Genomic DNA, 13,219 nt, shown 5'->3' with positions numbered 1-13,219 from the left:
CTATTTATGCCTTTTACAGCGTTTACGCGGTTAACTGCCCGCTTTTTCCGACAATCAGGTGGCGTAGCGCGAACATTCAGGTACAATCGGCTGCAAACCCACTGTACCTGTGTTTTATTTTTGCCGATGCATATGGACTTAGAGCAAATTCGGGAGCTCACCGCCGATGATATGAAGGCGGTAAACCAACTGATACAACAACAAGTCGATTCTGATGTTTCACTGATCAACCAGCTCGGTTTTTACATTGTGAACAGCGGCGGTAAACGGCTACGTCCACTTTTGAGTGTACTGGCCTCCCGCGCGATGAATATCGATAATAATGATCACCATACACTGGCGGCAATTATAGAGTTTATTCATACCGCTACGTTGCTACATGACGATGTGGTAGATGAGTCAACCTTACGCCGGGGCCGTGAAACTGCCAATGCTATCTTTGGTAACCAGGCCAGTGTGTTAGTGGGCGATTTTCTGTATACCCGCTCATTTCAGATGATGGTGAATTTAAAACGCATGCGGGTAATGGAAATTTTATCCGAAGCGACCAACCAGATTGCTGAAGGCGAAGTGTTACAGCTAATGAACTGTAACGACCCACAAACCACTGAAAAACGCTACTTCGATGTAATTTACGGTAAAACTGCACGTTTGTTTGAGGCGGCTACCCAGTTAGCGGCGGTCCTGACCGACCAGCCCGCCGAATTGGAACAGGCAATGCAAAATTACGGTAAACATTTAGGAACCGCTTTCCAGTTAGCGGATGATATCCTCGACTATGCTGCAGATGCCGCAGAAATGGGCAAAAATGTAGGTGATGATCTGGCCGAAGGTAAACCTACATTGCCATTGTTGTATGCTATGTGGAAAGCCAGCAATGATGATGACAGCGCCCTTATCAAGGAAGCCATTGAGCAGGCTAACGGTTTGGAACATTTATCCCGTATTCAGGGTATTATGGATAAGACTGGTGCGCTTGATTACACACGTCAGTGTGCAGATAAAGAAGTAGCCCAGGCCATTGATAGCCTAAGCATTGTGCCTGACTCGCCGTACAAAGATGCGTTGATTGCCCTGGCCCATATGTCAGTTGCCCGCACCAAATAATAGCTAGCTATCATCATCCCGAATTAAGCATGGTGCGCCCGGCCCGTTCAACGGGCCGGGCAATGCCAAAGACTTCACTGTCAGGGTGGCTTTTATCCCCCGCCTTCCAGCATGTAACCGATCATACCAATTAAAAAGCCCAATACCGCACCAAATGGCGGCAACCAGGTATTTTCCATTCGGACTTGGGGCGCAATATCCTGAAATACTGAATAGAGTATGCCACCTGCGGCAAATAGCATAATCCCTCCAATAAGCAGAGGATAAGCTGCCAGCACATAATAGCCTACCAATGCCATTATCGGCCCAAGCAGCGCCATGCCGGCAAATTTCAGAACTAACTTAGAGGGCCGTCGATGGCCTTCTGCGGACTGCATTTCCCGATAAGCGTTAAACCCTTCCGGTAAATTCTGTACCGTAATAAGTACACCTATCAGCAACGTGCTGCCACCCAAGGCGGCGGCTGTGCCTAAGGCAATTGACTCGGGAATAAAATCACTTAGCATGGCAGCTAATTGGCTGGCCGGGGTTTCATGGGCGGCCAGGTAACGGTCTAGCGCCATAAATGCCAATGCCCCGGCAAGTAAACACAGGCCGCCGGTTAGGGGGGAATGATGCGAACTACCTTCGGGTACCAGCACCAACGCAACGGCCGATATCAGGGCCCCCGCCCCTAAGGCCATGACGCCGTGCCTGATTTCCTGTTCCAACCATTGGGGTTGGAGATTATCAATTTTCGCTAATAACGCCCCTGCCGGCATCGCCATGCCGGCTATCAGTGCGATGGCAACTAAATACATTACCCCGGGTTCTGTCATAACACACTCGCTTTCAGGCTTATTTCAGTCCGAGATCGCGTGTCATGTTTTCATTGCGATCCCGGTGCACAATAATATTATCTTCTATGCGGATACCGCCGTAAGGACGGAACAGATCGACTTTGTCCCAGTTAATGTATTTAGAGGCGGCTGAGGTTTTAAGATCGGCCAGTAACGAATCAATAAAATACAAACCTGGCTCGATAGTAAATACCTGGCGGGGTTCCACCATGCGGGTACACCGTAAAAACGGATGATCTTCAGGCGATGGTTTAGGCGTTCCACGGTCATCGTTCACCAGCCCGCCTACATCGTGGACCTGTAAACCCAGGAAGTGGCCAATACCATGCGGGAAGAATGTGCGGGTAATGCCCTGCTCTACCATATCCTGCGGTTGCAGATTAACAATCCCCATGTCGTGCAGTATCTGCGCAACCCCATCATGGGCCAGCAAATGAATATCGGTATAGGCTACATTCGGCTTGAGGGTGTCGCACAAGGTTGTTGTAACTTTATCCATACGTTGGATAAGTTCAGCAAAGCGGTCGTCTTCGCGACTGTAGGTACGGGTAATATCGGCGGCATAACCGTGATAAGTCGCCCCGGCATCAATTAAAAAGGAACGGTTATAAGCGGGTGCTACCGTATCGCACTGCATATAGTGCAATATCGCCGTATGCTCATTCAGCGCCACAATGCTGGTATAGGGCACATCGTTATCGCCCTGACGGCTGGCAAGCGCATAAGCCTGGTTGATGTCAAACTCACTCTTGCCGTCATGAAAGGCCTGAGCAGCGGCGCGGTGGCCTGCCACAGCAAGCTTATTCGCCTCACGCATACATTCAAGTTCATAGTCAGTTTTGTAAGCGCGCTGGTAGTGCAGATAGTGCAGTACCCGGTCCGGATTGACATTATTAAAGCCTAACGCGCGGGCAACCTCAATGTATTCACCAATATAAGCGAACCGAGGTTTGTCATAAGGCAAATGTTTTTCTACTGCATCGGCTTGTTTTAGCAAAACAATATCAAAATGCTCAGCCCAGAAAGCACTCGGCTCAGGAGGGACTTTGTGCCAAAAATCCACCGGACGGTAAAAGATGAGTTTAGGTTTGTCCTGCCCATTAACCACCAGCCAGCAGTTAGGGTTATCTATGACCGGAAGCCAGGCTTTAAACTGCGGATTCACCTTAAAAGGGTAATGGTTGTCATCTAAAAACAGGCGTTTACTTTGCCCTGAATGAATAACCAGACCATCCAGTCCTTCGCGCTGCAACGCTTCTTTAGTGCGCGCCTGCAAAGTGGCGATATGTTCTTTGTAGGCTTCGTGATGCGTAGTCATAGTACCTCTTTTTATCGTTAGGCGGAGTTACCGCTATCTTATCATCTGATGCTTCTTACGACGCAGAGCGAGCCGCGGTTTGCTGGCGGTGGTGCGCTGCACGCCACATCTATTTTATCACGCCTTAGCCTTGCTGGTTTGCAGGGGAATGGCAAGTATCAGACAGTAAATAAGCAAATTTATGAGAGCAAATACAATTTATGCGCTAATTTTATACTGAAGCTGCACAATTTATAAACGTCTGATGCCGTTACGGGCAACCAGAATAGTATAGAAAACTGGCCGATCAATAGCGTAAAACGGCATCTGGTCTATAGTTATACAATCGTTCGACCACGAAGTTGTTCCGTATAATAAGCAACAAACAGAGGTAGTTATGGACATAGAAGTCGCGTGGGCGCAAAACGACAGTACTGATATGCTGGTAGCTAATGTGCTCAGACAATTACCTGAGCAACGCACCCCTTCTATACTGTTTGTATTTTTTAACGCCAACCATAACGCCGAGCTTATTCGGCACATTATCAACACGCGCCTGAAGACGGTGATACTGATGGCATCGTCCAGCCACGGTGCCTTTGCCAATACCCCCGATAGCGCCAATGCCGCTGCTGACCTGACCGTCTTTGCGGTGTACGACGAGCAAGGACACTATGGTACCGGCAGTGTTTCAGTGACCGATATGTCTGCGCAAGAAGCCGCCCGACAAGCGACCCTGGCGGCACTTGAAAATAGCCAGGTGCCGTATGAAGCCCCGGCAATGCTGTGGTGCGCCATGCCGTCCGGTTGTGAAGAGGCCTTACTGGCTGGCATTGCGGACATTGTGGGCGAACATATACCGGTTTTTGGTGGCACTATCGCAGACAATGACATCAATGGCGATTGGTTTGGCGGAGATGCTCACCAAGGCGGCTGCGACTATGTGACCATTGCAGCGCTGTATCCTTCCCAGGCCCCTGGGGCCAGTTATAGTTCAGGCTACAGCCCAGGTTCACAGGCCTGCAAAGTTACAGCAGTACAAGCACGTAATATTACCCACCTTAATAACGCGCCCGCCGCCAAGGTTTACAACGGCCTAACCCAAAACAGTATCGGCAGTATGCTGGCCGGCGGCTCTATTCTGGCGTTAACCACTTTGCAGCCATTAGGGCGGGTAATTCCTTCGCCAGCCGGGTTACCAGAATATCTACTGAGTCACCCTGATGCGGTTACCGCTCAAGGCGGCCTTTCGTTATTTTCCCAAGTCGAGGTTGATACCAATTTAGTGGTGATGCAAGGCAGCGTAGAAAGCCTGATAGAGCGAGCCGAAAAAGTTATCGCTAATGCAATTGCGCTATTACCTGACCAAAGCGAGCCTGCGGGCGTTTTGCTGGTGTATTGTGCAGGTTGCATGTTCACTGTGGCCGAACAGTTACCCGCGATGTTAGCGCGGGTTCGTGCGCGGTTCCCGGCCCTGCCTATTGCCGGTATATACACATTTGGTGAACAGGGGCGTTTTCTGGACGGCCACAACCGCCATGGAAACTTAATGATTTCAGCCGTAGCGTTTGCCAAATGAAAGATCGTTACGAAGATGCGTTAGAAAATTTGAATCTGGTATACCGGCTAAAAGAGCAGGCTGAAGCCGCCCGTTATCAGTCTGAACTGATGTTACGGGGGGTAAGAGCCGTATTAGATGCCGACTCTCCGGATGATTTATATCAGCGGATGTTCAGTAATTTTCACGACATCGTCCCCTATAATATCTGTTTAATTCTGGAACAGTCTGAACCAGGCTTTATGCTGTGCAGTTCATCTACCCGACAAGATATCGTAGGCACACGCTGGGCGGTGGGTGACATGTTACGTAAGGTTATCGGGGGCAAGACCATTGCTATGTATAACGCACCATTGCACCCCCAGTGGTGTAGTGTGCCGTTACCTGATGCCTGTCAGATAAAAAGCCTGCTATTCAGCCCGTTTTTATTCAAAAATGATATGGCGATTATTGTGTTTGCGCATCAGCAGTTGGGTTTTTATACCCAGCAACATATACAGATTGCAACCCGCTATCGTGAATTTACCGAGCAAACCTTACTTAGCGTAAATGCTCGGCTGCAAGCCTTAGAGTCGGCTCAACTTAAGCGCGACAAAGCCCGCGTCGAACAGTCACTTATTGATTCAGAGAAGATGGCATCGGTAGGATTATTAGCGGCCGGCGTAGCCCATGAAATCAATAACCCGGTAGGGTTTATCAGTAGCAACATAGAATATCTGAAACAGTCTGTCCCTACGCTGGCGGGCTTTTTTCATCAATTGGAAGGGCTATTTGCCGCCAGTAATGATGCGGAACGTTTACGCGGGTTGGCAGCTTGTCAGCAATGTTATGAAACCGAACAGATTGCCGGTTTGATTACCGACATTGAAGACATATGCAATGAATCTGATGAAGGATTACAGCGGGTAGCGGATATTACCACCAGTCTGAAAAGCTTCACCCGGGCCGACCCGAAAACCAACGACCCGTTTTGTGTAAACCAGACCATCAACGATACCTTGCCCTTAGTGAACCCTGAACTTAAGCATCATGTGAAGGTGAATGTATCACTTAACGAGGTGCCAACAGTGCTAGGCAGTTCGCGAAAACTAAGCCAGGTTTTGATTAACTTACTGGTAAATGCTGGCCAGGCTATTCATAGCCACGGCGAAATTAATCTGTCTACCGATTGCCATATTGACGCAGACGGTCGTAAATGGGTGGTGATTACGGTGGCCGACAATGGATGCGGCATCAGCCAACACGCCGTAGACAAAATATTTCAGCCCTTTTTTACCACCAAACCGGTGGGCCAGGGCACCGGCCTTGGCCTGTATATCTCGTTAGCCATTATGAAATCAATGGGCGGAGACATTCAGGTCGTCAGCCGTATGAATCAGGGCACCACATTTTCGCTTTTTCTGCCCGACGAACCCAGCCGGCTGGCTCAGTCTGGCGCTAGCTGAAGCTGCCGTCCGCTTTCATCCAACTGACTGGACGCCGGTATAGCATCGGTTGCCAGTTGTTGAAACAGCTCGCTTGGCGTGCCTAACTGATACTCATAAATATAGCGGTAAGCCATCACTGCTTTCACGTATCGCCGGGTTTCCTTGTAGGGAATGTTTTCAATCCAGATATCGGTAGCGATATCATTTGACTGGGGTAACCATTCTAACACTTTGCGCCATCCGGCATTATAGGAAGCTGATACCAATACCGGATTATTGGCCAGTTTGTCGCCCAGATAACGTAAATACTGTACCCCAAACTGCAGGTTTCTTTCCGGCTCAAACAATACCGAACGATTGAGGTTTTTCTTTGCCAGATACTGGGCTGTACCGGGCATCAGTTGCATTAAACCTGTGGCCCCTGCGGGCGAGACGGCATCAGCCATAAACGAGCTTTCACGGCGTGCTATGGCCATGGCGAAAGCAGGATGTACATCATAGGTTTTACTGGCCGCATCAAATTGCGAGGCATAGGCTAAGGGGAAGCGCTTCTCGACATCATCCAGATAACCACTGCGGGTAAAGCTGATGATAGATTGATCATACCAACCCCATTCACTGGCCACCAGCGCTGCCGCGGTGAGCTTGTCACTGTCAATATGAGTAAGCAAATAATGCCATTCCCGCCGCGCCTCAAATTGGCGCCCTAACTGCAAAAACTCGTAAGCGCGTTGCGCAGCGGGTAATTCAGCCACAGCGGTAAGCTGTTGCTGAACACGTTCTACCGGTTGATGCATCAAAGCTGGTTTAGCACCCACCCGGGCGCTGGCCATAAAGCCATAGTAATGTCGCTGCCCCGCGAGTTGAGAAAATACCTGTTCAGCTTGTTCCGCGCGCCCCAAAGCCGCCAGGCTACGGGCCCGCCAATATAAATAGTTGTCGTTTTTTTGCTGGCGTGGGGGAGCTTGTTCTATGAGCTTTAGCACCCGTTCCCAGTGCTGCTCTCGAAGCAAAAACGCCATATGCCAGCGTTTGACATCATCTTCAGCGCCATCGACATCGGCTTTTTCCAACCAGGATAACGCATCAGATTGATGATCAATCGCTTTGCTTAACGCAATGGCCCGATGAATTGCGTGAAGGTTGTCAGTGCTAAATAACTTTTTCCCCACCCAATGATGATAGGCTCTTACCGCTTTGTCAGCATCCTGCCAGGCCAGTTTTTCTAAACCAAACGCCAGCATGCGCGCTTCCTCATCCACATGCGATAACGGAAACTGACGAAAATTCAGTATATACGCCGGATCATTTCGTACCGCCAACCATAGGTCAGCCAGATATTGGGCGTCTGCGGGTAATTTCCCTTTGAGATAAGGGACCAGACGAGGATTCCCGCTGTCCGCGGCTTTACGTATACGGCCAAGAATCAGTTCCTCCGTAAGCATCCCGGCTTGTTGCCACTGACGAAATATAGGGTCACACTCGTTCGGCTGTGATTGCCCGCTAAGCCAGATAGGTTTGACTTTATTAAGCCAATATTTGGGATTGGCTGCCCCCTGCAGCTGATAGCGTAAATACTGACAGGTTATCGTCGCCCCAAGCCCCTCCCGGTAGTTAGCCAAGAATGCTGACTTATCGTTGCGCTCAGATAAATAACGTAACCAGGAGCCGCGCATTCCATAACTGACCGGCTGACCATTATACGTCGCTAAAAATGTTTCTATTTGCGGCCGGTGGGTTATATCCATTTGGCGATAAAGCCGTTGGCGTACCAGATAGGGATATAAGGGGTAGGACTTTAAGGCGGCAATATCATCATCAAGAGTGTCAAGCTTGGTACGTGAAGTCGTGCGCAAAGCGTTTTCCACCCGCTCAAACTGCGCTCGCATGGCTACCTCACCGGCGTCGGGCAGTAGCTGTGCCAGCGCCCGGGGAGTGCTTACTATACCTAGTAATAACACGTTAAATAACACCAGGTTTGCCCAAAATACTTGCTTGCGATACTGCATTACTGCCATCCCATTTAAACCTCTACAACACATCTGCACTTCATTGGATGCAACCCTTGCATCGGGGAAATCGGCAGCCTGTTATGATTAAGTATAGACAAAGAAAATAGTGCGGCCAGATTTGAATGAACAGATATCTTGAAGATTATGTGAGTACTGCGTAAGAACGCCATTTGTCGCAGGTTTGCACGACTTTTCGCCACCGATTATACGCTTGATAATCAAAATTTCGAGCTTGAATTGTCAATCTGCCACCACCACCTGTAAACTAAATTGAAACAGTCGTTTGAATTTTTGTTGAATTTTTCTTTTGGTTTGTCAAAAATCAACGCACCCTAACGCGTTAATGTACGACAGCGGATCCATTTTGAGGGTTCCATTGCGGCCACATTAACAATCCGGCCATCGCCGAAGGAGAATAGAATGATATATGAAGGCAAAAGTCTGGCAGTGTCACTGCTGGACGATGGTTTTGCTGAACTGGTATTTAATGCCCAGGGTTCAGTTAATAAATTCGACCGTCAGACTGTAAATGAACTGGATGAAGCTACCGCCGCGCTGAGCCAGCGCGATGATGTAAAAGGCCTGATAGTACACAGTGCTAAATCAGCTTTCATTGTAGGGGCTGATATTACCGAGTTCACGGCGATGTTCAGTTTATCCAAAGCAGAAATTAATACCTGGGTGGCAAAAACATCCCAAGTATTTGACCGCTTTGAAGACCTGCCCTTCCCTACCATTGCTGCAGTAAATGGGTTCGCCTTAGGCGGCGGCTGCGAAATGGCGCTGGCCTGTGATATGCGTGTAGCCGATACCACGGCGGCCATCGGCTTACCCGAGGTCAAACTAGGCCTGATGCCGGGCTTTGGCGGAACCGTGCGTTTGCCACGCCTTATCGGCGCCGATAATGCACTGGAGTGGATGACCACAGGGAAAGACCGCAAAGCTGATAAGGCAATGGCTGAGGGCGCTGTGGATGCCGTGGTAGCGCCAGAGAAACTGGTGGAAGCCGCGTTAAGTATGGTTAAAGATGCCGCTGCTGAAACATTTAACTGGCAGGCTCGCCGCGCGCAGAAAAAAGCCCCGCTGACGTTGAGCAAAAATGAAGGCATGATGAGCTTTTCTACGGCCGCTGCAATGGTAGCAGCCATGGCAGGCAAGCATTACCCAGCCCCCCATTTAATGGTAGAGACCGTTAAAAATGCTGCATCAATGGACCGAGAAGGTGCGCTTAAGCTGGAAAATGAAGGCTTCACTACGTTAGCCAAAACCGACGCTGCTCAAGCTCAGATAGGTATATTCCTGGCTGACCAGCTAGTGAAAAGTAAAGGCAAAAAAATGGCGAAGGCCTCGACCAAAGAACAGCAGCTTACTGCCGTTCTAGGGGCCGGCATTATGGGTGGCGGTATTGCTTACCAAAGTGCTGTCAAAGGGACGCCGGTGGTAATGAAAGACATCAATCGGGAAGCGCTGGATTTAGGCCTTAAAGAAGCAGCAAAAATCCTCAGTAAAGGCATCCAAAAAGGGAAAGTGGACCCGGCACAAATGGCCACTACCCTTAACGCCATTACGCCCACCCTTGAGTACAGCACGTTGAAAGAAGCGGACCTGGTTATTGAAGCGGTGGTGGAAAACCCGAAGGTCAAAGGCTCGGTGCTCAAAGAAGTCGAACAGACTGTCAGCGAAGATGCCATTATCTGCTCCAATACTTCCACAATTTCAATTGATAAGCTGGCTGCCAATCTGGATAAACCTGGCCGGTTCTGTGGTATGCACTTTTTTAATCCGGTGCACCGTATGCCGTTGGTGGAAATTATTCGCGGTAAAGATACCACAGACGACACGGTAAACGCGGTCGTCGCAGCAACGCTCAAAATGGGCAAAACCCCTATTGTGGTAAACGATTGCCCTGGCTTTTTGGTAAATCGGGTATTGTTCCCGTATTTTGCCGGTTTCAGTAAACTGGTACTCGATGGTGCCGATTTTGCGCAAGTCGATAAGGTTATGGAAAAAGTGTTTGGTTGGCCGATGGGCCCCGCTTACCTGCTGGATGTCGTAGGTATGGATACCGCTAACCATGCGTCCGGCGTTATGGCCGAAGGGTTTCCTGAACGCATGAGTAAGCTCACTAACGACCCTGTCACTCTGATGTATAACGATAAACGTTACGGGCAGAAAAATGGCAAAGGTTTTTATGAGTACGGTACCGATAAACGCGGCCGCCCCACTAAACAAGCGGCTGATCGGGCCTATGAGTTGATTAATGCACAAGCCGCTGATACTGCTGAGTTTGACAACGATGATGTGATTGCCCGGCTGATGATTCCAATGGCCAACGAAACTATACGCTGCCTGGAAGAAGGGATTGTTGGAAGTGCCGCTGAAGCCGATATGGCACTGCTTTACGGCATAGGTTTCCCACCATTCCGGGGCGGTGTTTTCCGCTGGATTGAAACAATGGGGGTCGACAAGTTTGTTGAACTTGCCGACAAGTATGCGCACTTAGGTCCACTTTACGAAGTAACCGAAGGTACGCGCCAGATGGCCGCTGATGGTAAATCCTACTTCGCTTAACCCCAGGAGATTGAACATGAAAGATGTGGTAGTTATAGATTGTATCCGTACCCCCATGGGACGCTCCAAGGGTGGTATTTTTAGAAATGTTCGTGCTGAAACATTATCGGCACATCTGATGACCCAGTTACTTGAACGTAACCCTGGGGTTAATCCGGCTGAAATAGAAGACATTATTTGGGGATGCGTGCAGCAAACCAAAGAGCAGGGATTTAACATTGCCCGTAATGCTCAGTTACTGACGAAGATCCCCCGAAGTACCGGTGCGGTCACCGTCAATCGCTTGTGTGGTTCATCTATGCAGGCGTTGCATGATGCGGCGAAAGGTATTATGACCGGCAACGGTGAGGTATTTATGATTGGTGGGGTTGAACACATGGGCCATGTGCCAATGAATTACAACCTTGATTTTCATCCAGGGCTGGCAAAGTATACGGCTAAAGCTTCCGGTAATATGGGTATGACGGCCGAACTACTGGGCCGTCAAAATGGTATTACCCGAGACATGCAGGATGCCTTTGGGGCTCGTTCGCATCAGCGCGCTGCGAAAGCCCATGAAGAAGGCCGTTGGGCCAATGAAATTGCGCCTATCGAAGCGCATGATCAAGATGGCGTGCTAAGAATGATTGATTATGATGAAGTTATTCGACCCGACACGACAGTGGACACGCTAGCGGGCTTACGCCCGGTGTTCGACCCGGTGAATGGGACGGTAACCGCCGGCACCTCCTCGGCCATCTCAGATGGTGCTTCTGCAATGTTATTGATGTCAGCAGATCGTGCTAAAGCCCTGGGCTTAAAACCACGGGCAAAAATTCGCGCGATGGCAGTGGCAGGTTGCGACGCAGCTATTATGGGCTTTGGTCCGGTGCCTGCTACGCAAAAAGCCCTAAAACGCGCGGGCATGACCATGGATGATATTCAGTTAGCTGAATTTAATGAGGCATTTTCGGCCCAAGCGCTTTCCTGCATCAAGCAGTTAGGCTGGCTGGACAACTATGATGAAAAGGTCAACCTGAATGGTGGGGCTATCGCGCTTGGCCATCCATTAGGATGTTCTGGGGCGCGAATCAGCACCACCTTACTTAATTTGATGGAAGCGAACGATAAGTCTGTTGGTCTGGCCACTATGTGTATTGGCCTGGGACAAGGTATCGCTACTATCTTCGAACGCGTATAAACACCTGTTTTCGGCAGGTCGCGTAGAAAGGAGCCTTCGGGCTCCTTTTTTTCTTTGCCGCTGCGGTTAAATAACGCAATACCAATACTCGAAAACAACAATGACGGCTCCGGTCTATGATAGCTTTACTGGTAACCATCTGTGCGTATACCGTTGACCGACCCATGCCAAGACCACATCCTATTATCTGGTTTACATTACTTTTTTTCACCCAGGTAAGCTGGGCTTCATCAACCATACCCAACCCACCTGCCGCCTTTGATAACCAACATGACTTACTATTGTTTAATTTTGACCTTAAAACCGATGTTGACGATCTGCATACCGTTGCGGCGCTGGATTTAATTCTTAATAACGAAAAATATCGCCCGCACCATTATATTGCGCTGCACGGCACCTATGGGCTTCAGGCGGGCCTGTTTGTCCCGGCCAAGGCTCTGTTCAGGCACACGTTTGGCAGCCATTGGGTAGATATACACGGTAATCGCGATAAAGCATTTGCTACCGTACTTACTGCAATGCACAAAACGTTGTCTAACCAAGGGCGTATTTGGATTGCTGAAGCAGGCCAAAGCGATATTAGCGCAGCGTTAATATCTTCCTACCGCACCCGGTATGGGGCGCTCGGGAAATCCCAAATAGTGATTGTGCAGCATAGCCAGTGGAATGAAGACGAAACCAGTCAAGAAGCACTGGCATTGGTAAAACAACATGCGACTTATATTAAAATACCCGATGGCAACGCTGCTGATAACGGCACGCCGGGCTTCAATGATCCGACATTTGCCGTCAATAAGCTCGAACAACCGGGCCAGCTTAGTCGCCAAACCTGGCAACTGGCAAACCAACTCAGTCGGCAATATAACGGTAAAAACGAGCGTTATTTAAATCAAACTATTGCCAACGGTGGCGCAGATTTTTCTGATTTAGCTGAAGTCATCTGGATATTACAGATAGCAGAGGTCGATACTGTGGCGGCATTTTTCGCGCAGTTTAGCGGTGCTGAATGACCGTTATGCGATAGATAGAATGCGCTCGCTGCACCTGGTTAGCGTCCTGTCAGACAGGTAGTACAAGCGTATGCCCTAACGTAAATAGCCAGTTTTAATACTCACAGGCTATGCTAGCATGCCAGTAATGTTAAACCTGCCCGGCAACGGTAAGGCAGTTTTTTCACTGCGTTACCAGGCTATTGCCGGGTGGATTGTTATCAATTGTCATGGGATAT

Annotated in this window: 9 protein-coding genes; 6 read left to right on the top strand and 3 right to left on the bottom strand. The window is 49.4% G+C overall.

Annotation, left to right across the window (positions count from 1 at the left end; translation table 11 throughout):
* Nucleotides 1-132: 132 nt before the first annotated feature.
* Complete coding sequence (ispB, locus tag D0Y50_RS02320) at nucleotides 133-1,107, top strand: octaprenyl diphosphate synthase (RefSeq protein WP_117318609.1); 975 nt, start codon at nucleotides 133-135, stop codon at nucleotides 1,105-1,107.
* A 92-nt stretch (nucleotides 1,108-1,199) separates the two neighbouring features.
* Here ispB and D0Y50_RS02315 read toward each other — a convergent pair whose 3' ends face one another.
* Together D0Y50_RS02315 and pepQ are read right to left on the bottom strand one after the other, a co-directional pair.
* Nucleotides 1,200-1,925: a ZIP family metal transporter gene (locus D0Y50_RS02315; protein WP_108565582.1), complete on the bottom strand. Its 726-nt coding sequence runs from the start codon at nucleotides 1,923-1,925 to the stop codon at nucleotides 1,200-1,202.
* Between the two features lie 19 nt (nucleotides 1,926-1,944).
* A complete protein-coding gene (gene pepQ, locus D0Y50_RS02310; protein ID WP_108565583.1) occupies nucleotides 1,945-3,264 on the bottom strand; it encodes a Xaa-Pro dipeptidase in 1,320 nt (439 codons plus the stop codon).
* Nucleotides 3,265-3,640: 376 nt separating this feature from the next.
* Here pepQ and D0Y50_RS02300 point away from each other — a divergent pair, with 376 nt between their 5' ends.
* Together D0Y50_RS02300 and D0Y50_RS02295 are read left to right on the top strand one after the other, a co-directional pair.
* Nucleotides 3,641-4,822 (top strand): FIST signal transduction protein, encoded by a 1,182-nt coding sequence (locus D0Y50_RS02300; RefSeq protein ID WP_117315283.1) that lies wholly within the window; start codon nucleotides 3,641-3,643, stop codon nucleotides 4,820-4,822.
* Entirely contained in the window at nucleotides 4,819-6,246 is a 1,428-nt protein-coding gene (locus tag D0Y50_RS02295; protein ID WP_108565586.1) for a sensor histidine kinase, read from the top strand. Before D0Y50_RS02300 ends, D0Y50_RS02295 begins: the two co-directional genes overlap by 4 nt.
* Here D0Y50_RS02295 and D0Y50_RS02290 read toward each other — a convergent pair.
* Nucleotides 6,228-8,237 carry a transglycosylase SLT domain-containing protein gene (locus D0Y50_RS02290; protein WP_232366437.1) on the bottom strand — a complete coding sequence of 670 codons (2,010 nt, stop codon included), beginning with the start codon at nucleotides 8,235-8,237 and terminating at the stop codon, nucleotides 6,228-6,230. The genes D0Y50_RS02295 and D0Y50_RS02290 overlap by 19 nt on opposite strands.
* A 423-nt stretch (nucleotides 8,238-8,660) precedes the next feature.
* Between D0Y50_RS02290 and fadB the strand changes: the two genes are divergently transcribed.
* The 3 genes from fadB (at nucleotide 8,661) to D0Y50_RS02275 (ending at nucleotide 13,001) form a co-directional block, all read left to right on the top strand.
* A complete protein-coding gene (gene fadB, locus D0Y50_RS02285; protein ID WP_117315279.1) occupies nucleotides 8,661-10,811 on the top strand; it encodes a fatty acid oxidation complex subunit alpha FadB in 2,151 nt (716 codons plus the stop codon).
* Between the two features lie 16 nt (nucleotides 10,812-10,827).
* Entirely contained in the window at nucleotides 10,828-11,991 is a 1,164-nt protein-coding gene (fadA, locus tag D0Y50_RS02280) for an acetyl-CoA C-acyltransferase FadA (protein ID WP_108565589.1), read from the top strand.
* 116 nt (nucleotides 11,992-12,107) lie between these two features.
* The gene (locus D0Y50_RS02275) at nucleotides 12,108-13,001 is read left to right on the top strand and encodes a hypothetical protein (protein ID WP_117315277.1); all 894 of its coding nucleotides are present in this window, start codon (nucleotides 12,108-12,110) and stop codon (nucleotides 12,999-13,001) included.
* Nucleotides 13,002-13,219 lie beyond the last annotated feature (218 nt).

It is taken from the genome of Salinimonas sediminis (assembly GCF_003429285.1).
In the GTDB taxonomy this organism is placed as follows: domain Bacteria; phylum Pseudomonadota; class Gammaproteobacteria; order Enterobacterales; family Alteromonadaceae; genus Alteromonas; species Alteromonas indica.
This window is presented reverse-complemented; position numbering and strand designations above follow the sequence as displayed.